Source organism: Amycolatopsis sp. NPDC049868 (assembly GCF_044461365.1).
Lineage (GTDB): Bacteria > Actinomycetota > Actinomycetes > Mycobacteriales > Pseudonocardiaceae > Amycolatopsis.
The window spans coordinates 89,078-110,958 of sequence record NZ_JBITKV010000011.1; the positions used below are offsets into that span (position 1 = coordinate 89,078).

At 67.6% G+C, this 21,881-nt stretch carries 6 protein-coding genes; 2 read left to right on the forward strand and 4 right to left on the reverse strand.

The annotated features are described in order from the left end of the window. Positions 1 to 217: 217 nt before the first annotated feature. Positions 218 to 7,060: a SpvB/TcaC N-terminal domain-containing protein gene (locus tag ACIBTM_RS34815; RefSeq protein WP_395881394.1), complete on the forward strand. Its 6,843-nt coding sequence runs from the start codon at positions 218 to 220 to the stop codon at positions 7,058 to 7,060. 147 nt (positions 7,061 to 7,207) lie between these two features. On the opposite strand, the gene ACIBTM_RS34820 is transcribed toward ACIBTM_RS34815, so the two are convergent. The 4 genes from ACIBTM_RS34820 to ACIBTM_RS34835 are packed head-to-tail and all read right to left on the reverse strand — an operon-like array spanning position 7,208 to position 19,857. Further along, positions 7,208 to 8,329: a Kelch repeat-containing protein gene (locus ACIBTM_RS34820; protein WP_395881395.1), complete on the reverse strand. Its 1,122-nt coding sequence runs from the start codon at positions 8,327 to 8,329 to the stop codon at positions 7,208 to 7,210. Next, positions 8,326 to 9,450 carry a Kelch repeat-containing protein gene (locus tag ACIBTM_RS34825; protein ID WP_395881396.1) on the reverse strand — a complete coding sequence of 375 codons (1,125 nt, stop codon included), beginning with the start codon at positions 9,448 to 9,450 and terminating at the stop codon, positions 8,326 to 8,328. Before ACIBTM_RS34825 ends, ACIBTM_RS34820 begins: the two co-directional genes overlap by 4 nt. Beyond that, positions 9,447 to 10,676, reverse strand: a complete 1,230-nt coding sequence (locus ACIBTM_RS34830) for a Kelch repeat-containing protein (RefSeq protein WP_395881397.1) — start codon at positions 10,674 to 10,676, stop codon at positions 9,447 to 9,449. The genes ACIBTM_RS34825 and ACIBTM_RS34830 overlap by 4 nt, the downstream gene beginning before the upstream one ends. 1 nt (position 10,677) lies before the next feature. Next, positions 10,678 to 19,857 (reverse strand): neuraminidase-like domain-containing protein, encoded by a 9,180-nt coding sequence (locus ACIBTM_RS34835; protein ID WP_395881398.1) that lies wholly within the window; start codon positions 19,855 to 19,857, stop codon positions 10,678 to 10,680. A gap of 632 nt (positions 19,858 to 20,489) precedes the next feature. On the opposite strand from ACIBTM_RS34835, the gene ACIBTM_RS34840 reads away from it, so the two are divergent. Next, positions 20,490 to 21,662: a hypothetical protein gene (locus ACIBTM_RS34840; protein ID WP_395881399.1), complete on the forward strand. Its 1,173-nt coding sequence runs from the start codon at positions 20,490 to 20,492 to the stop codon at positions 21,660 to 21,662. Positions 21,663 to 21,881: the final 219 nt, after the last annotated feature.

Below are 21,881 nucleotides of genomic sequence, written 5' to 3' on the forward strand. Positions count from 1 at the left end.
ACCCTCCAACGGCGGCCCGCTGGCCGCGATTCCACCAACCTGACGAGCTACCTCCCTGACCTATGGCCAACGCCGTGTGCTGCTCGGGGCGGTCTGCCGGCGACCTTGAGAGCTGCCCGATCGGGCGTGCGAGAGTGCCCGATCGCCGCGTCGGGAAGCCCTCGTCCGTGCGGACCTGACCGGCGATGATCACGGCGAGTCCAGGGGAAGGCTGTCTATGAACGAGGCTCGATCGTCCGGCGTCGAGCAGGAGAGCTCGGTTCGGGACCAGCCGTCGCTGTCCTTGCCGAAAGCGGGTGGTGCGATTCGCGGGATGGGGGAGAAGTTCACCACGAACCCGGTCACGGGAACGGCCTCGCTGTCGGTGCCGATTTCCCTTACCGAGGCACGGGAGGGCGGTACGCCGAGGCTGACGCTTTCCTACGATTCGGGCGCAGGCAACGGGCCATTCGGGCTTGGGTGGTCGCTGGAAGCGCCGTCGATCTCGAGGCGGACCGACAAGGGCGTGCCGCGCTATCTGGACGATGACGTCTTCCAGCTCAGCGGTGCCGAGGATCTGGTACCCGCGATATTTCCCGCGCCGCACCGTGACGGCCGGTTCGACGTCGTCGCCTACCGGCCGCGGACCGAGGGGTTGTTCGCTCGGATCGAGCGGCTGCGGGACGACGTGACCGGTGAAATCCGTTGGTGTGTTGTTTCGAAGGACAACGTCAAGAGCGTCTTCGGCCGTGAGGAGTCTTCCCGCGTCAGTGATCCGGACGATCCTTCCCGGGTGTTCCGGTGGCTGGTGGATGAAACGGTCGACGACCGTGGCAACGTCATCGCCTACGAATACAAGGCCGATGGCGCGAACCGGTATCTGAAGCGGATCCGGTACGGCAACCGAGTGGCGGGCGGGGAATTCTGTTTCGAGGTCGTGTTCGACTACCACGACCACGACGAGGTGCCGACCTCCGACGACACCGTCGAATGGACGACCAGACCGGACCCGTTCTCGACTCGGCGTCCCGGTTTCGAAGTCCGCACCGAACGGCTCTGCCGCCGCGTCCTGATGTTCCACCGTATCCCCGAGCTCGGTGCCGGACCCGTGCTCGTCGCATCGACCGACTTCGGTTACGAACCCGACCCCGCCACCACCAAGTTGTCCTCGGTGACGCAGTTCGGCTACATCAAGGTGGGGGACGGCTACCAGAGCAAGCACCTCCCGCCGCTCGACTTCGGCTACAGCCCCCGGGCCGTCGCGGGGGAGATCCGGCCCATTCTTTCGGGCCCGGGCGGCGATCCGGTCCGGCTCGCCGGTGGCCACCGGTGGGCCGATCTCGACGGCGACGGTATCCCTGGTGTGCTCACCGAAGAGGGCGGAGCCTGGTACTACCGCGCGAATCGGGGTGACGGCGTGCTGGCCGAGCCGCGTGTGGTCGACCCGTTGCCCGCGGGGGCGAGCCTCGCCCGTAGACAGTTGCTGGACCTGGCCGGGGACGGCCGTCAATCGCTGACCGGCTTCGACGGCCCGGCACCGGGGTTCCATCGGCGCACGGACAACCGCGGCTGGACCGAGCTCACGACGTTCGAGCATCTGCCGGTGCTTTCGTGGGACGACCGCAACCTCCGCTTCGTCGATCTGACCGGTGACGGGCTTTCCGACGTGCTGCTGACCGGATCGGACGGGTTCACCTGGCATCCCTCCGAGGGACTCACCGGGTTCGGCGACAGTGTGGAGGTGCCGCGCGCGGCGACCGAGGAGCGCGGGCCAAGGCTTGTGTTCGCCGACGCGGAGCAGAGTGTCTACCTCGCCGATATGACCGGTGACGGGCTCACCGACCTGGTGCGGGTCCGCAACGGTTCGGTGGCGTACTGGCCGAACCTCGGCCACGGCCGGTTCGGTACCAGGATCTCGATGGGCGGCGCGCCCGTGTTCGATCATCCGGACCGCTTCGATCAGCGCCGGGTCCGGCTGTCCGATGTGGACGGAAGCGGGCCCGCGGACCTGATCTACCTCGGGCCTGCCGAGGTTCGGATGTGGTTCAACCAGGCGGGGAACTCCTTCAGCGCGCCGGAAACGGCAGGCGTCGGGTTCGGGCTGGACGTCGCCGCGACGACCGTGGTGTCGGATGTGCTCGGCAAGGGGACGGCATGCCTGCTCGTCGCCGAGCCCCGCCCCGACGGCGAGGCGGGTGTCCGCTGTCTCGACCTCATGGCAGCGGGCAAGCCGAACCTGCTGGTCTCGGCCGACAATGGTATGGGCCTGCGGACCACTACGCGTTACACGTCGTCGACCCGGTTCTCGCTGGCTGACGAGGCCGCGGGCGAACCGTGGCTGACGCGGCTGCCGTTCCCGGTGTATCTGGTGTCCGAAGTAGAGGTTCACGACACTGTCGCGGACACCAAGCTCGTCACGTCCTATCGGTACCGCCATGGTTTCTACGACGGCGTGGAACGTGAGTTCCGGGGGTTCGGTTACGTCGAGCAACGGGACGCGCTGACTTTCACCGGACCGGACGGCGACCTGCGGCAGCCGCCGGTGCTGACCAAGCGGTGGCAGCACACCGGGTGGTATACGGAGGTGTTCTCACGGCAGTTCGCCACCGAGTATTGGCCGGGCGCGGCAGCGCTGACCGTTCCTGACACCTCGATGCCGCCGGGACTGACGACCGACGAAGAACGGGAAGCGGTGCGCGCGCTGCGCGGGCGTGTCCTGCGCGAGGAGATCTACGCCGAAGAAGTGCCGGGGAAGCCTGGAGATCCGTACCTGGTGACCGAAACCGGCTACGGGCTTCGTCTGCTGCAGGCGCGGGGCGGCAACGCGAACGCCGTGGTGCTCGTCGTGCCTGGTGAGACACTGACCATCCACACAGAACGGCAGCCCGTGGACGCGCGGGTCACGCAGACGCTGACACTGGACACCGACGAGTGGGGGAACGTTCTTTCCATCGCGCGGATCGCCTATCCGCGACGACGGCCCGCCGACCCGGCGCAAGCTCTGTCGCACGTCACGGTCACCGAGTACGAGGTCCGCAATGACACGGGCGCCGCTTGGCGGATCGGGACACCGGTCCAGACCCGGGAGTACGAGGTCGGCGGGCTCATCCGCGAGCGCTTCAGCGTGGCGGACTTCGCCGGTGACTTCGAGGAAATTCCGTACCACAAAGCGCTTTCCGGAACCAGCAGGCAACGGAGGCTGATCGCGAGGCAGCGGCGGACCTACTACGCGGACGACGCGAGCGCTGAGCTGCCGCACGGCGAGGTGGGAAGCAAGGCGTTGCCGTACGCGACCTACGACCAGGCGTTCGCACCAGGCCAGATCGGAGAACTGTTCGGCGAACGGGTCACGGGCACGATGCTCGCCGGCGCGGGTTATCTCCAGCGCGACGGGCTGTGGTGGCGCCCCTCGGGACGGCAGGTGTTCGACCCCGCCCAATTCTGCGTGCCGACGGCGTACCTCGATCCGATGGGCGCGCGCTGGCAGATCGGGTACGACCGGCACTTCCTGCGCCAGAACCGGATCGGCGACCCGGCCGGCAACGTCTCGCAGGCCTCGCTGAACTACCGGCTGGTCCGTCCATGGCTGCTGACCGACGCGAACGGCAACCGCACCGGCGCCCGGTTCGACGCGCTCGGCCTGGTGATCGCGACCGCGCTCATGGGCAAGGGCGAAGGTGACCGGCTGGACATGTCCACTGTGGAGTATTCGCCGGCGGAGGACGACCCCACCACGAAGCTGGAGTACGACCTCACCGAGCTGCCGGTCCGGTTCCACCAGTCGGTGCGTGAACGGCACGCTGTCGCGGACGCCCGCCGCCAGGTCTCGGTGACCTACGTCGACGGCACGGGCCGGGTGGTGCTGACCAAGGTGCAGGCCGAACCAGCGGCCGGGGAGACCACGCCGCGCTGGGCCGGAACGGGCCGGACCATCTATGACAACAAGGGCAACCCGGTGAAGCAGTACGAGCCGTACTTCAGCACCGACAGCGGTTTCGACACCGATCCGGAGCTGGTGCATCGCGGGGTGACCCCGATCATGGGCTACGACCCGCTCGGCAGGCTGGTGCGTACCGACTTCCCTGACGGCACACTGGCCAAGGTCGTGTTCGGGCCATGGGAGCAGGAACACTGGGATCGCAACGACACCGTTCGCGAAAGCGAGTGGTACGCCAAGCGGAGCATGATGCCGCCGGGCAGCGCGGAACTGCGCTCGGCCGAAGCCGCGTCGGCACACGCGGGCACCCCGGGCCGGAGCCTGCTGGACACGCTCGGCCGCGTCTGCGTGGCGATCGCGGACAACGGGGCCGTGAAGCTCAAGACGACTTTCGAACGCGACGTGCAGGGCAACGAGCTCGCCGTGGTCGACGCGCGGGGGATCCGGGTACGGGAGCAGCGGTTCACCATGCTCGGTCAGGCCGCGCACGTGCTCAGCGTTGACACGGGCGAGCGGTTTTCGTTCGTCGACGCGGTGGGAAAGCCGTGTCACGGCTGGGATGCCAGGAACACCGCAGTGAGATGGCGCTACGACGCCCTCCATCGGCCGACTCACGCCTACGCCACGTCCAACGGTGGGCCGGAGCGGCTGCGCACTCGTTACTACTACGGCGAGGCCGTCGACGGAGGTACGCAGCACAACCTCCGGACCAAGCCCTACGCGGTGTTCGACGGTGCGGGGCTGGTTCGCACCCCCGAGTCCGATTTCAAGGGAAATCCGATGGTGAGCGAGCGGCGGCTGGCCGCCGACGCACTGTCCGAACCGGACTGGACGTTGCTGGCGGACGTCGAAGACCCGGAAGCCGCCATCTCCGCGGCCGCCGGGCTTCTGGAACCGGCGCTGTATCGGACGACCACGGAGTATGACGCGCTGAACAGACCCACGCTGGTGACGAGCCCGGACGGCAGCCAGACCAGACCCGCCTACAACGAGGCGGGTCTGCTGGACAAGATGGACGCCCGGATCAGGGGTGCCGGGACGTGGACGCCGTTCATCGAGAACGTCGACCACAACGCGCGCGGTCAGCGCACTTTGATCGAGTACGGCTGTGGCGCCCGCACCAGCCACAGCTACGAGGAGGACACCTTCCGGCTGTCCAAAACGGACAGCCAGGCGGCGGACGGTTCGCCGCTGCGGTCGGTGGTGCATACCTACGACCCGGTCGGCAACCTGATCGTGGCCGACGATCCCGTACAAGACACGGTGTTCTTCGCGAACTCCATGGTCGGCCCCGAGCGGACCTACACCTACGATCCGGTGTACCGGCTGGTCGAGGCGGGCGGGCGTGAACATATCGGGCAGGTTCAGCCCACACCCGCCGAGCCCGGTTTCGCCCAGATCCCGCATGCCAACGACAGCACAGCCATGCGACGCTACACCGAGAAGTACACCTATGACGCCGCCGGGAACATCATCGAGGTCGCGCACGCCGCGCCCGGTGGTGGCTGGACGCGGCGGCATGACGTGTACCATGCGGGCAACCGGCTTTCGGCGAGCAGCATCCCCGGTGATGGGCCGGGTGACTTCTCGGCGCGCTATACCCATGACGCCAACGGGAACATGACGTCCATGCCGCAGCTGGCGTCGATGGACTGGGACGCGGAAAACCGCCTCGTGCACGCGAATCTCGGTGGTGGCGGCGATGCGTATTACCAGTACGACTCGACCGGACGGCGAGTTCGCGCCACAGTACGCGCCGGTGGCACCACCGATATCCGGGTTTACCTCGGCCAGCTCGAACTCGCGGTGCGGGAGGTCGCCGGTTCGGTCCGGCTGAAGCGCGAGACGCTGCACGTGCTCGACGGCGACCAGCGGGTCGCGCTGGTCGAAACGACCACTGTGGACGATGGACGCACCGTGCCGTCGCCGGTTCCGGTGCGGCGGTACCAGCTTTCGGACCGGCTGGGCAGCGCGATCGTCGAGCTGAGTGACACCTCGGACGTACTGTCCTATGAGGAGTTCCACCCCTACGGCACGAGTTCGTATCGGTCGGCGACGGGTTACGCACAGGTGAGCCTGAAACGGTATCGGTTCACCGGCAAGGAACGCGATGCCGAGACCGGGTTGTACTACCACGGCGCTCGGTACTACGCACCATGGCTCGGGAGATGGGTGAGTCCCGACCCGGCCGGCTTCGTCGACGGCCCCGACATCTACGCCTATGCCCGCGGGAACCCGGTCACGTACACCGACCCGACCGGCCTGGGTGCGGCGGAGGACAGACAGGAGATCGTCGCCGCGGCGCAGGCACTCCTGGACGCCCGGCGGGATCAACTCGTCACCTTCACCGACGACACACCGGCGAGCAAGACCAAACCCGCCAAGGACGGCGCCATCGCGCAGCAGCTGAACTCGGTCGTCAACGCACCGAAGGACGGACCGCTGCCCGAGGTCATGTCGCTCGGGATCGCCAGGATCGTCCAGCGCATGGTCGACAAGGCACGCCAGCGCCGCGCGGACGGAGCCACCGGCGTCGACTTCAGCATCGTCAGCCTGAGCAGGCCCACCGACAAGGGCGCTTCGCCGCACAAACAGGCAAGGGCACTCGACATCGGCAAGTATGCGGGCAAGAACCTCGAGCTGACCAAGCCCGCGGAGCAGGTCGACGCGGTGATCCAGTTCTACGCGGACATGATCGGGGACGAGAAACGCGGGGAGAAGCCGGTCGGCTCGCCCTTCGCGCTGGGTCTGCCGCGCAATCCGCGACAGACCGGTGAGGGCGCGTTCAGCGATGCGACGGCGAAGCAGACGCGGCTGATGTACGGCTGGGAGCCGATCATTCCGGAAAAGCACCAGTCCATCGTGAAGAACGAGGACGGCAAGGGCACGCACGTGGTGACCGAGGTCCGCGACATGAAACCGGTGCTGAAGGACAAGTACAACGTCGAGGACATGTTCTTCCATCGCGACGAGCTGCCGAACCGCGGCGTGGACATCTCCCGCCTCCGCCCGGAGTCGAAGGATCGCTTCCTCGAACTGAAGAAGCTGGACAAGACGAAGATCCTGCAGTTCCTGATGCCGGACGGCGTCTACCACTTCCACGTCCAGACGCCGCTGACCGCCGCCCCGCCGGGCGTCAGCTGAAGCGGTGTCCGAGCGGCGTGGCACGCTAGGAAAGGCCCGTTCTCCATCCATGCCCCCGCCGCCGCCCTCAACGGAGGCGCTTCGCGCCCAGCCTTGATCCGGAAACTCGCAAGGAACGGGCCTTTCCTGGCATCGGTCGTGTGCGGATCAGGGGGTGAAGACCTCGGTCGGTGAAGCGGCCAGTTGAGCGGCGGTCAGTCCGCCCGCGACGAGTACCCTGCCGTCGTCGAGCAAGAGCGCGGCATGTCCGTACCGACCCTCCGACAGTCCGCCGACGCCGGCCCAGGTGCGTGCCGCCGGGTCGTAGACGATCGTGCCGGCGTAGCCCCCGGAGAGGCTGCCCTCGTCGGTACCGCCGACGATGAGGACCCCGCCGTCCCGCAACAGGACGGCGCGATGCCGGTCGAGGCCCCACGGCATCGGCTCCGCCGGGCGCCAGATGCCGGTTGCGGCGTCGTACAGTTCTGTGCTCGCCAGGCTGTGCCAATCCAAGACCGGGCCGGGGCCGAACCCACGGCTGAAGCCACCGGTGACCAGCACACTCCCGTCGGCCAGCCCGGTCGCCTGATGCTGGCCTCGCGGGGTCGCCATGGATCCGGTCGGTTCCCAGCTTCCCGTGGCGGGCGTGTAGATCTCGCAGTAGGAGAGCGACGTGCCTTGCCATGGCCCGGTGCTGTGCCAGCCGCCGGCGACCAGCACCCGTCCGTCGGGCAGGAGTACCGCCTGGCTTTCGGCCCGCGCGTCGTGCATCGAGCCCGTCACCGACCAGGTGTCCGTCTCGGGGTCGTACAGCTCGGCCGAGGCCAGCGTGTGGTTCGACTTCGCGTCACGCGCGTTCAGGCCACCGGCGACCAGCACCTTGCCGTTCGGCAACAAGGTCGCCGTATGACCGAACCGGGGTTCCGACATCGACCTCGCCGGCCCCCACTTCCCACTGTCGACGTCGTAGATCTCCACGGAACCGACGGCCGGTGGTGGGAATCGGAATGGCCCCTCGATGCCGCCGGTGGCGAGCACGTTCTTGTTCGGCAGCACGGTCATCGTATGCAAGCGGCGTGTGGTGGCGAGTGAACCGGTGGGCTTCCAGACCGGCGAAGCGGGATCGAACAACGCGGCGGCCGCGATCGCTTCGAAGGTGACCGCGTCGGTGCCGCCCGCGAGCAGCACTCGGCCATCGTCCAGCCGCACCATGGCGTTTTCGAGGTCGAAGGCGGCGTTTTCCGGAGGGAGTTCGCCGGCTCTCGTCCAGCCGCCCGTACTCGTCGTCATCGGTCGCCCTCGGTGTAGATCTCACTGGTGGCGACCAAGTCGCGCTGATCGGTGTCGATGCCGCCGGCGACAAGCACCCGGCTGTCGCCGAGCCCGACCGCCAGATGCGCCCATCGGCCGTCGGCGAGACTCGGTCCTGGCGCCCAGGTGCGCTCGTACGGGTCGTAGAGCGCGGTGCTGGGAAAGCCCGCGCCGAGGCTCGGCGCGGCCCCGCCACCGATCACGAGCACCTTCCCCGATTTCAGCGCCACCGCCTGATGCCAGACCCTGGCGCAGGACAAGTTCTCCTCCATCGACCACTCCCCGATCGCGGGGTCGTAGCGCTGCGCGGTCCAGTCGCCGCTCTTTTTGAACACCCAGTCGCCGACCATGCCGGACCAGCCGCCGCCGGTGACCAGGACGGTCCCGTCGGCGAGCACGGTCGCGGTGTGGTTCCAGCGTGGCCCGGCCAGGCTGCCGGTCGGGGTCCACTTGCCGGTCGACGGATCGTAAAGCTCGCAGAAACCCAGTCCGGTGTAGACACCGCTGCCGATTTCGGCCGTGCCACCGATGACGAGCACTCTTCCGTCGTGCAGCGCCACGGCCTGATGTCCGGCACGCGGATCGGTCATCGGCTCGATCGAGGTCCACGATCCGTCGCCGGGGTGGTACAGCTCGGCCGACGCCGTCGCCGTGCCGTTGCGCGGCGAGCGTTCGGTCTGCCCACCCGCGACGAGCACCTGCCCGTCCTCGAGCAACGTCGCCGAGTGATTCCACCTGGCGAACTTCAGCGAACCGGTCGTGCTCCAGTTCCCGGTGTCCGGGTCGAACCGTTCTGCCGTGGCCAGCCCGGGCGCCGGGAATCGCGGCGGGCCGGTCGAACCACCCGCGACCAGCACCGTGCCGTCGCCGAGCACGGTGGTGCTGTGGATGGAACGACTGGTCGGCGGCTGCGCGGTCGCCGTCCAGTTCCCGGTTTCGGGATCGAAGATCTGGCAGGCCTGTACCGAAGCCCAGTTCGAATCCGCGCCGCCGGTGACGAGCACCCGCCCGTCGGCCAGCAGCACACCGCCATCGAACGCGCCCTGCCATTGCGCGGGCACCGGGAGCGGGCCCGCCGTCGTCCAGCTGCCGGCGCTCACAGAGTGAAGACTTCCGCCGTCGCGGTGAGCAGGTCCTCGCCGATCGTCGGCGCGGCCGCGCCGGAGCGCACGATCCCGCCCGCCACCAAGGCCTTGTCACCGGGTAGCGCCACCGCCGCGCCCGCCCACCGGCCGACGGTCAGCCCGTCGGCCTCGACCCAGGTCTTGGGGCCCGGGTCGTAGAGCGCGACGCTGGTGTAGCCGATGTCGAAGGTGCCGTCGTCGGTGCCGCCGATGACGAGTACCTTTCCCGTGGACAGGCGGACCGCGCGGTGGTGGCTGATTCCCCAGCCAAGGTCCGTGTCCGCCGCCCACGTGCCGGTGTCCGGGTTGTAGCGCTCACAGGACCATTGACTGTACGGGTAGACCTGCCATTCGTTCATCACGTCCGGGATGTCGCCACCGGTGACCAGCACGGTGCCATCGGACAGCTCGGTCGCCTGATGCCCCTTGCGCGGAGAGGCCAGGCTGCCGGTCGGCGTCCACTTGCGGGTGACCGGGTCGAACAGCTCGCAATAGGCGAGCGGCGCGTACTGGCTCTGCCCGGCGGTGACGATGCCACCGACCATGAGCACCTTGTCACCCTTGATCCGCAGCGCGGGATGGCCGAACCTGGTGTCGGTCATCGGGTCGATCACGGTCCACTGGTCGGTCGCGGGATCGTAGATCTCGGCCGAGCGCAGCGCCCGGTGCGACCGCGGCGACCGGACGGCGCAGCCACCCGCCACCAGCACTTTGCCATCCGGCAGCAAGGTGGCCGAGTGGGAGTACCGCGGCTCGTGCATCGAGGCGACCGGCGACCACTTGCCAGGACCGGGGTCGTAGATCTCCGCCGACCCGATTCCCGTGGCGGGTGAGGAGACGGGGCCGGTGATGCCGCCGGTGACGAGTACCTTGCCGCTCTTGAGCTTGGTCACGGAGTGCAGGCGCCTCGACGTCCACAATGGACCCGTGGCGGTCCAGGTGCCGGAGCCGATTTCGTAGCGCGCGCAGTCGCCGAGCGCGGTCCGCCTGCCGTCCTCGCCGCCGGCGAACAGCACATGCTGCTTGCCGTCGAGCACATCCAGCAGCACGGCGGCGGCATCCGGCTGGCCCCAATACGCGGCCGCCGGCAGGTTCCCGGTGGTGGGGACCCACGTTCCCGGCGCGGCGGCAGGCGCGGAAATCGACGCGCTGGTCGCCACGGCTCGACGCGGCGCCCCGGGTGTCCCCAAAGGGTGTCTCATCTCAGTGTCGTTCCTTCGGAGTCAGGGTGAATGGGCAGATCAGCAGTACGTCGAGGACGGCGTCCGGGTTGAGCCGCCCGTCAGGCGTGAGCAGCGCGGGGGCGAGGTCCGTTATCGGCGCGCTGAGGACCCAGTTCTTGCCCGTGTCGGTGATCTCCACGGGGTCGGTGGAGTACCTGGCGTGCGGCATCCCGGCCAGCGTCGGATCCGCCTTGAGGTCGGCGGTGGGCGCCCCCTGCGGTGTCGTCAGCGTGGTGTGCAGTACGCCATCCGGGTAGGCCTCGACGTAGCTCTCCCAGCTGCCGGGCTGGAGGTCGTGCGACAGGACCAGCACCACCTCGGGCTTGGACACGTCGAACCGGTGGTCGCGGAACAAGTGCGGGAAACGGGCCTTCGACAACGTGAAGGTCGCGGTCGCGACACCACCCTTGGGCGTGCCGATGAACCGGTTCCACTGGTCGGCGAATTCCCGCCGCGCGCTGAACACCCGCGACTGCCCCTTGCCGCCACCACCGTGCACCCACGTGTTGAGCGCGTCCCGCAGTTCGCCGACGGCCGCGTCCGCCAGCGGCTTGCCACCTTCGCGGGCGGTGTACCGCATGGTCAGCACCACGTCGCTGATGGACTCGTAGTCGAACTGCCGGAACCCGGTGGGCAGCGACAGCCGCCACTGGCTGACCGCGCCCGCGCCCTCGAACGGCAGGAACCGTTCGTCGCGCAGGTTCGGGTCGAACAGTCCGGTGTCGTCCTGGCCGGTACTCGTGACGATCGACTCGATCGGCCCGGTGTAGTCGCGGAACCTGGTGTCGTGCGGTACTCGCGCGTACTTGCCGTCGGACAACCGGGGATCCACCCGAACGCTGCTGCCGCTCAACGTCGCGGTCATGTTCACCCCGGTGTACGGGCCTGCCACGCACGGCACGGTGATGCTCACGCTCTTGATCCGCCGGAAGTAGTGGCCCGGAGTGTCCAGGTCGAACAACGCCTCCGGCAAGGACACGTAGCACGAGCCGGTCTCCTTCAATGTGGCCAGCGCCCTCGGGTCCAGCTGGGCCAGCGAAATCCGCTTGGCGAGTTCGAATTCGCGGGCGTTCGCGTCGAGGAAGGCGGCGTCCATCCGGTTGAGATCGGCGGCCAGCCGCTCGCCGGATAGCAGTCCTTTGTGGAGGGTGTCCCAATAGCCGAAGGTGATGAACCGGGATTCCTCGATGCCGAGCTCGTGCCGGTAGGCCCGTTCGGCGCGCTTGGCCACGTCATAGGCGAGCTGGTAGGCGTGGAAGAAGCTGGTGGCCAGCCTGCCCGCCATCCAGTCGTAGAGCTCCTGGTTGGTGTACTTGCGATAGAGGAATCGGTCGGCTTCCTTCGCGGTGGTGATCGTCAGGTCGTGGTTGGCCAGCTCGGCCTCGGCGATCTGCTTGCGCACACCGGCCGCGGCGATCTGCCGTCTGGCCTGCCGGATCTCGATCCGGGACTGGTCACGCTGGAAGTCCCACTCGTCCTGGCGGCGCCGGTAACCACCGATGGTGGCCGCCAGCGAGCCCGCGCCGTTGGCGATCGTGGCGATCTCACCGAGCGAACCGGCCAGGTTCTGCAGCGAGTTCGACAGATTGCTGCCGCCGTAGCTGGCGCCGACCGTGGTCGGGAAACCGATCTTCACCTCGGGGATGTTCGAGGTGACGCTGCCCGCCAGGCGGATACCGGCGGCGACGCCCTGCAGGACAAGCGCACCACCGGAGAGCACGGTATGGGCGATCTCCCAGGCGTTCATGAACCGGCGACTGCTGTAGTAGCCCAGCTTGTGCTCCGAGAGCGCCAGCGTGCTGTTGGCGGCGTCGATCGCTTCCTGTGCCTCGGCGACCTGCAGCCGTCGCACCGACCTCGCCGCGGCCAGCGTCGTGATCTCATGGCTGGACCGCAAGCGCGCCAACGCTTCGGCGTCCCGCTTCTCCAGTGCGGTGAGCAGTGCCGCGCCGAACTCCTTGACCTCGTTCGCCAGTTCTTTCGCCTTGGTCAGCATCGGTGCGAACCGGTAGTGCGGCACCGGCGCGCTGATGTCGTCGAGCACCGTGGCCAGATCCAGCCCGGACGCGCCGGCGCTGACCAGCACACTCGGGTCGATTTCGGCACCGAACGCGCTCAGCTGCGCCGCCACGCCGTCGACGGTCAGCCCGGCGCGGATCTTGCCGAGCCGGTCGTCCACGATGTCCCAGTAGGACAGTAGTTTCTCGTTACGGGGAACCCGGAAGTAGTTCAGCCACGCCATTCCGGCGCCGACCGTGATCGACGCCGACACGTCGCCGTGCGGCAGCGGCTCGCCTGCAGGAACGAGGTGTTCGGCGGCGACGACGGCGGCCGTGACCGATGTGCCGGTCAGGCCGCGGAAGCTCTGCGGCGTCGTCGACGTGGGATCGAAGATCTCCTCGGGGCGGCGGCCGAGCAACTCCGCGGCCAGGATGTAGAGCTGTGCCGCCTTGTTGACGGATTCGCCGGTGCCCGTCCGGAACAGCTGGTCGCCCCAGGCGATGAGATTGTCGAGGTACTTCATCACCACTGCCTTCTGGTAGGCGGTGGTGCGCAGCCTGGCGACGGCGTCCGGCTGGAACGGGTTGTTCAGCCAGGCCTGGACCTTGGCGGCCTCGTCGCGGTCGCCGGCGGCCAGCCGCTTGAGGATCTCCTCGATCCGCTGCTGGTAGTAGCTGCCGGGCCGGGCCGGGTCGGCCGGTGTCAGCTGGAACGGCTTGGTGCGCCAGAACCGTTGCGGGGCGGGCAGACCCGAACGGTCGGTGGGGTCGAAGATCCGGTGGAACCACTTCTGGGCGTCGGCGAACTTCTGGTTCGTCGTGAGCCGTTCGGCCAGCATCAAGGGTGCGTGGAAGAACAGCTCCCAGTTGTATTGGGAGTACCCTCCGGCCGCGCTGAAGTCGATGTCCTCGTCCGGCAGCACCTTGAACCGGGCGGGCTGGGTGATGTTGTACTGGGCGGGTTGTTCGATGAGGTACTTCCCGGACGCCCGATTGGAGATTCCCTGGACGTCACGCGAGTACAGGGCGTCGACGGTGAGTGCTGTACGAAGGGTGCTGAGCAGATATTCCGTGTGTGCGTGGTAGGTGTTGTGCACCCGCACGGTGTCGGCGATCGTCGAAGGGTGGCGCGGAATGATTTCGATGGCGTAGCTTCGGATTCCGTCCGAATAGAGCATGAAGAAATTGAGAATATCGGTACTGGGGTCGAATGGGTACAGTACCCGGCCGGGTCGGCTGGGTATGTTGCTGAAGATCTCGATGGTCCGGGGATTGGGCGACCAGTGTTCGAGCAAGGCCAGCTTGTTGTCCCACAAGGAGAATTCGTTGTTGACCGACTCGGACCACAGTGGTCCGTACACGAATTCCTCGTACTGGCCTATATCGGCCCTGGCCGTGAGCTGACTGACAACGATCCTGCCGGTCGGGCTGAAGGTGAACTTTCCGTTGACGGCGCAGTCGGCTCCGTCCAGGTCGGTCCTGCTGTCGTTGTAGACGACCTTGACCACGAGCTCGTCCCCGGCATCGGGGCTTACGTGAAAGAAGTAGTTGCCCGTCGAGTGCTGGTCGAAGTAGTTCAGCTTGTCGTGGAACTTCCTGGTGGAGATGGAGCCCTCGGTGATCTTCTTGGCTTCCCAGCCTTCAGCGGTGAGCTTGCTCCAGTTGAGATGGATGTTCCAGTACGGTGCCGGTGCGGGCAGCTTGTGGTCGGGAGAGCCGTCTGGGAGATGCTGGATGTCACCCGGCGTGCCGGCGGCCGGAGTGAAGGTGGGCCAGAACAGGAAGAGCTGGTCCTTCCAGACCACGGGCACCAGTGTCTCGCTGCCGATGTCGAGATCGATCTTCTTCCACGGCGTCCAGTACGTCTTGGCGACCCACTGGCGCATGTAGTAGGTGCGCGGGGTGGACTCGGTCCGGGCGAAGATGTAGATCGTGTTGGCGCTCTTGTGGAAGAAGGTGCCGCACGGGTGCAGCCTGGCGATCGTGTTCAGCTTCTCCACGTAGTGATGGGAGGCGGCCAGCACACTGTCGTCGGTGATCTCCTTCTGCATGACCTCGGTTTCGAAGTCGGCGAAGAGCGGGCTCTTGTCCGGACGCAGGTCGGGCTCGAAGTAGTTCTCCGGGTAGAGGAACACTTTCTGGTTGGCCATCCACAGCTGGTATTGCTGCATCCATTCCCACTCCTTCCACATCGCGTTGCCCGCGGTGATGACCGGCGGCTCAAGGTTGAGCAGGCAGCGCTGGATGAAGAGCTGGACGCTGTAGATGGCTTGGGCGAGACGGGTGGTCTGCTGGGTGGCACCCATTTCGACGTCGAGCAGGAAGTAGTCGTGCAGCCCGTTCGTGTCGTGCCAGTGAGGTGTGCGGGCAGTATCGTCGGCACGCAGCGGGTTGGCGAGCAGATAGGAGACCAGCGCGCCACGCTGACGCTGGCGGATCGCGTCCTGCATGGGCGCGGCGGCGACGGACCAGTCCTCGGGCGTGTGCTTGGCTTTGACCGTTTGCCAAGCGGCTTGGGCAGCGTCGGCGGTGAGCCTGGCCGTCAGCCACGGCACGACCCGGTCGGCGGTCACCCCGAGCTTGCCGGCCGTCTTCACAGCCGTGGCCAAGGCACGTAGGGCGGCTACGTCGGCGAACTGGGCAGGCTGGGCGAGTCCCCGCAGGGCGGCGAGCTTGGTGAGGTCGCTTACCTGCCAGCCGGTGCCCACCGCGAGCGTGGCGACGGTCCGCGTGATGGTCGCCCCGGGTGCCAAAGCCGCGCCGAATGTGGTGTCGAGCGTGGTCGCGCCGCCGGGGATGGTGTCGCGCAGCCGCACGAGCTCGAGCAGCCGCACGAAGGGGGTGAACAGCGCGGATGCTCCGGTGACCGGTGTGTGGGGGAGTGTGTCGAGGTCGAGCCAGCCGCCATCCTTGGCGCGGCCGAACAGGAACGGGATCTCGGCCGCGGTCACGCGCAGTTTGCGCAGGACGTGCGCGATCCGGTGGATGAACGCCAATGAGGTGAACAGCTGCCCGAAGGTGCCACGGTTGACCGGAACCGCCGGGTCACTGCCGACGAAGCCGGCGGCGAGGAAGTCCTGCAGCACCGGGGAGGTCGAGGCGGCGTGTACCCACCTGCCGAGTACCTCCTCGGCAGTGGCCGGGTCGAGTCCGGTCGCCTGGCCGACCTGCTGCTTGATCGTGGTCGCGCTGAGTGCGTTGCGCAGCAACGGGTTGACCGTCGCCAGCACCCGCCCGAACCGGTCGGCCGGGGTAACAGTGCCCGAATCGAAGAAGGCGTCCGCGTCGGCCGAGGTCAGGAAGAGGTTGTCGCCCGTGATCGGCTCTTCCTGGTTGGTCATGAGCTTGTCGACCGCGGCGGACACCGGGGAGTCCTTGCCCGCGGCCGCCTTGATCGCGTCGGCGTCGGCCTTGGACAGGTAGCCGCGCGACTTGAGCATCCGGTCTCCGGCGTCGAAGTAGACCTTGCCCTGCACCGATTTCGGTATCGGGAAGTCCGGCGGAAGCTGGCTCAGCGGCGCGGAGTACACCGGGAGGTGGAGAGCCTTCATCCGGGTCTTGACGAAAAGGCGTGGTGCGTCGTGCAGCTGCCGCACCGCGGCCTGGTACGCGGGTTCGTCGAGTAAACCCCGCAGCAGCGTGAGCTGGGCGGCGGTCATGGCGCCGGTGAAGATCAGCTGTCCTTCGCCCGCGTTGTAGCGGACCGGGACGCTGGTGGGGAACACGACGGTTTCCGGCAGGGTGGCCAGTTCGGCGGTGTAGGTCGCGGTACCCAGCAGGGTGGTGACCACGTCCTGGGCCAGCTGGGTGTCCCAGCCGAACAAGGTGAGGTTCTTGCGGGTCAGCTCGCCTTTCTCGTCGACCGTCGGTGCGGTCTGCTGGTAGACGCTCCGCAGCGCGGTGCGCAGCACGGTGAGGGTGGTGGCGAGCGCGCTGTCGTCCGGCACGACGGCACCGTCAGTGGACTGCACGTCGGTGAGCACCGAGTCGGTCTCCTCGACCGCGAAGCCCGCGCTCTGGATCGCGTCCACCGCATCCACAAAGGCTTCGGTGATCGAGACCTGGGCTTCGACGGACAACGCGAGAGGGGCGGCGGCGGACTGGACGGGCGGCCGGATGAGTGCACCGGCGGACAGTTCGTGGTCGGTCCCGGCGGCGAAGGAGGGCAGGGGTGCACCGACCTCCGGCCGCATGGGGGCCCCACCGGCGAGTTCGGTCTCCGTCGTCTCTGAAGCGAATGCGGGTGCCAGTGAAGGAAATGGGCCGCCACGGCCGGAAAGCTCGATCAACCGCAGCAGGTCCTGAATGGACAGTGACAGCGCACCTGCCAGTGTCACGGTGCGCACCAGCGTCGACAGGTTGGCGAGGTTGAGCACGAGGTCCGGGGTCACCGATCGCGGACCGGTGGTCAGCTCCGCCAGGTCCTGGTCACTGACCTGCAGTACGGCGGACAGTGCCGCGGTGACCGCCGGGGTGTTCAGGCTGCCGGTGACCGCCAGTTCGCCGCGGTCCGGTCGCAGGGCGAAGGGATTGGGGGCGGCGACCACTGCGGGATCGAGGAACAGCCGGTCGTACAACGGCGGTTGCTCGTCGGTGCGGTAGAGGTGGGTCTCCACCGGGTGGTAGAACGCGAGCACCCGGTCGATCGTCAGATCGAGCCTGCTCGCCAGCGCGCGGATGGCGGTGATGGACCGCAGTGCGGCGCGGTCCAGTCTGCCACCGCTGCCGGTGATGGCCCGGTCCAGTTCGGTCGCCGACCAGCCGAGCGCGCGCTGCAGGCGGGCGAACCGGTGCAGCCGGTCGAGCGCGGCGACGTCCAGGCCCGACAAGGTCATTTTCGTCGTGTCGTGCGGGACGTCCGGGTTCGTGGTGATGGACAGCGTGCCGCCGGGGTTGACGAACCGCGTGTCCAGCAGCCTGGTCAACTCGGTGTAGCGCAGCGAACCGGCGTCGAGCAGCGTGCGTACGTTGCGGAGGTCGCCTACCAAATCGGTGGAGGCTTGCATTCCGTAGTAGTCGGACAGCGACCGGGGTGGGGTGAGCGGCTCGCCCGCGATGATCCGCGCGGCGACGGAGTTCAGTCCAAGGCGCTCGTCGTCCAGTAGATCCGGTGAGTCGGCCGCGACGCCGAAGGTTTCCAGCAGCGAAACGCGCGAAACGCCGAGGTTGCCGAGGTATGAGCCGGTCTGCTCACGCCACAGGTCGAACGGCAGATCCCAGGGGTAGACCGCGGCGCGCAGCTTCTCGTACGCGCCGGGGTTGACGTGCTGCGGCTGGATCCGCAGCGTCGCCGGATCACCACTACTCTGCCGGTCCTTCGGGTGGACGGCGGTGGCGGGGGCGACCGCCGACTCCAGCAGTTCGTTGACAAGGTCGACGTACGGCAGGCTCAGGTCGGTGTTGTCGTCGCTGAGCTGGATGTCCCGAAGGTCGTCGCGGCGCGCGTACAGCGCGTTCGCGACGACGCCCTCGTTCTCGCCGGTTCCCGCTCCGAGCCGCCGCAGGAAGTACAGGAGATCGACCAGGTAGGCGGGCTGGCCGTACATCGAGCGCGAGGCGGCGAACGTGCCGTAGTCGGCCGAGCCGAAGAGTTCCTCCCAGTCGGGAATCGGCAATGGGGCGGTCGCGTCGGCCGCCGCCATACCGGGCAGCCACGGCACGTCGAACTGGCCGGCGGTGCGGTAGTCGGTGACCAGGTTGGCGGCGGCGGCGTGCACGTGGCCGGCGCGAGCGTGGATGGCGTGTGCTTCGGACTCGTCGATCGTGCCGGCCAGCCGGCTCGTGAATGCGTCCTTACCGATGCTTGCGATCGAGTGCGCGGAGGTGAAACCGTTGTCCCGCAACGCCTGCATGGCATCGAAATCGCCAGTGAGCTTGAAGGTACGTTGGATGTCGCCGAGTTCATGCCTGGTCGCCGTGTCCGGGACGGTGTCCGCGTTGACAGGCGTGCTCAGGAGGTCGAACTCGGGATTGTCCGCGAGGAACCGGGTCGATGGCGCCTCGCTGTGGTCGGCGCTCAGCGACAGCAAGTGCGCGACATTCGCCGTCGGATAGGCCTCGGCAACCCGAGTGCTCAAGGCGTGGGCGTAGTGACGAACAGCGGTTCCGTCTCCTGCGGACTCATCGGTCTCGGCGAGGCTCGCGCGGACCGCGTGCGGCACCTCCTCGATGAGTTCGTGCCACCCGTCGCCCAGCTTTACCAGCTCACGCGGGTGAGTGAGTTCCTTCGCGTCGAACTTCGCGAGCAGCTTGCGCACGAGTGCGGCGTCGTTATCGGTCAGCGTGCCGAACTCGAGTGCCAGCTTGAGCCGGTCGACCTGTCCGGTGGCGCCCGGGTCGTCGGAAAGCTTCCGCCACAACGCCTCGAGGTCGCCTACGTGGTCGAGATACGCCGTATAAGCCCGCTCGCGGACACCGGCGTCCGCGATGGCGGCGGCGAAGATCTCGCCGATCGGGGAGAACCCGGCACCGTCCGGCGGATTGACCGCCGCTTTGACACCGAGTTCGCGCACCTTGGCCGCGAACTCGGTGGAGCCATCGGCCGAAGCGATTATCCCGGCATCGACTGCGGCAGTGAGCGCGGTCCTGACCTTCTCGGCGGGCATTTCGGCCAAGGTGGATAATTCGGGCGGTAGGCCTTTACGCAGCAGACCGTAGAACAGTTCGGCGGGCAGGCCGCTCGCGGCCGCGAGTTGATCGGCGGTCGCCAGGAACCCGATGCGCGTGGGATCCTGTCCCGTCGCGCGAGCGAGATAGGTGTGGTCGCGCTGGTCGCCGGTCTCGACAAGGTCTGCGACAGCGGCACCATCGAGCAGCGGCGAGATGTCGTCGAGCAACGCGGCGTACTCGGTCCGATCGTCGGGCAGGGTGAGGTCGGCCCGTCCGTTCGTCCCTGCCCGGAATGCCGCTGTGGCCTGGCCGTCGGCCGAGGTGACCTGCACCAGCAGGTCCACTCCGGGCTCAGAATACGAGTATTCGATGCGGTACTCGCCACCGGTCCCGGTGGTCGTCTCGCCGAGCGCGACGGCCGAGCGCAGTCGCTGGGCGGAGAGGGCGACCGCGGCACCCACCGCCGGTGAGCCGTCGTGGCGGGTCACCCGTCCACTGAGGACCTGAATGGCCGCTTCTGCCTGGTCGGTACCAGCGAAAGTGCTGGACATGCTGCTCCTTTGGGGCCGCTGGTCGTGGGACTGCCCGGTCTCGGAGGTCGGCTGGCGGTAGGTACGGGCACAGCTCTCCCCATCTGGATCACAGGGAGTCTTATTGATCCGAACGCATGGCCGGAGGCCCTGATGAGCGGTCTTACGGACAGTCCGTGCTGCCCGATCGGGAAGCGGTGTCGAGCGATGCGCGTCGCTCAGTTGATCAGGGTGGTCCTGGGAGGCCGCCGGAGCCACCGGTGAGCAGCACGGTGTCCCCGTGGGCGGTGGGCCCACGAACCGGCCAGGCTCGCGATCATCGCGAGGCACTGGGATCAGAGGAGTCCATTGTGGATCGCGAAGGCGAATCCGGCATCCCGGCTGTGGCGTGACGCATGAACGCCGGGAGCCACGGAGTATGGCCGGCCGGCGGTGCCGAGTTCGCACGGCGCAGAGAGCTGCGTGCCACGCAGTAGCTGTCACCGGCAGCCGGAACTGTGAGCGCTCGTCTTCGAAGGGTTGTCGTGCGCACCTTTCCGCAGCAGTGCTCGTGCGTGACCCTGCTTGCCTTACGTCGCCGCGGCCAGCAGTGGCCGCGTTCCGGACGCCGGTCTGCTCGCTAAGATCAGGTGATCACTGAGGGGGGTGATCGTGTGTTGGAGCGTTATCTGGTCGACTACCGCTACTTCGCGTTGTTCATAGACGGACGTGGCATGTCCGATGTCGGTAACGCCAAGGGCCTCTACCGCAGCATCGGTTCTCGCGACGAGCAGAAGTATGCCGGCCATGGAGTGTGGACACAAAGCACGGGCCTGTCGAGAACCGGCGACCGGAACTCCTACGACGACTACCGCGAGGTGAACGCCGCGGAGCTGGAGAGGCTCAGGCGACTAGCTGACGGCTGCGGGCCTGCGAAGCACGAGCGGCGGGACGGGTTCGAAGGCGGCGGCTTCGCGGTGTTCCGGCACGAGGCCGACATGGTCGACCTGCGCTCCGCGTACGCCGTGGTCGACGAGTTGCTGCCGGAACACCGTTATGCGTTGCCGCTGGCGCCCTTCGAGCGGGACAGCCTTACGGGCATCATCGCTCTGCTGGCGGCACGGCGGCGAGCTGAACCGGTGGAGGGCCACTACTACTTCGCGGAGTTCGAGAAGCTGGACGACGTCGCGGACCTCGGCCGCGCGCACGGGCTGATTCGCTACCGCTCAAGCGACGACGGCCAATGGGAGACCTACCTGCGAGAGGGTGCGTGGGTGCTGGGGAAAGAACCTCGGGACAGGGTTGTGCTGCCGGTCGGCGGCGACGATCTGGAACGGACCATCCGCGGACGGGAGACCGCCGAGGTCAGGTACTTCGACGTATGGCACGGCTCACCACCAAGGGGCGGGTACCTCCTCCATGAGCTCGTTCGCCGCACCGGATCGGCAGACGAGACTCCCGACGGCCCCGGCTGGCGGCACACCGACGTTCTCGGGCGGCTGGAGCCCGGCTGGTGGGTGGTGGAGCTCAGCGAGCGGCACTTCCGCATCGCACGCGACGTCGCTGCGATCACGGGGAGATCGCACGCGTTCCGCGGCCGGCCTCACGACTACCAAGCAGTCTTCCGCAAAGGAGACGACGTCCACGATCTCGGTAACGTCCTCTTTTTGGCCAAGCGCATGCCGAACCCGTATGAACTCGAATACGAGCTGTGGACACCGGACGGCTGGCGGCCGACCAGCAACCTGCTGCTCGAGTACACCACTTTCCCGATCTCCGAGGAGGAGTTCCAGCGGCTGGCGGCGTCTCACCAAGGCGAGCCGAGGACCGACGACCTCGGACGCTGAGGCAAGCTACGAGCGCCGACTCCCTCGAACACGCAACACAGTGGAGCCAAGGGAATTCCATGTGAGGCGACCATTCTGCGACACACTCTCATGCCGCTTACCGGTCGTTCGGGAACGCGGCGTTCGCTAGTCGCCAACGCGATAGCCCGTTCCACTTCTGCATTGCAGTCGGTGGTCCCACGACTGGCGACATGGTGGCCTCACAACGGCGGCAGGCGT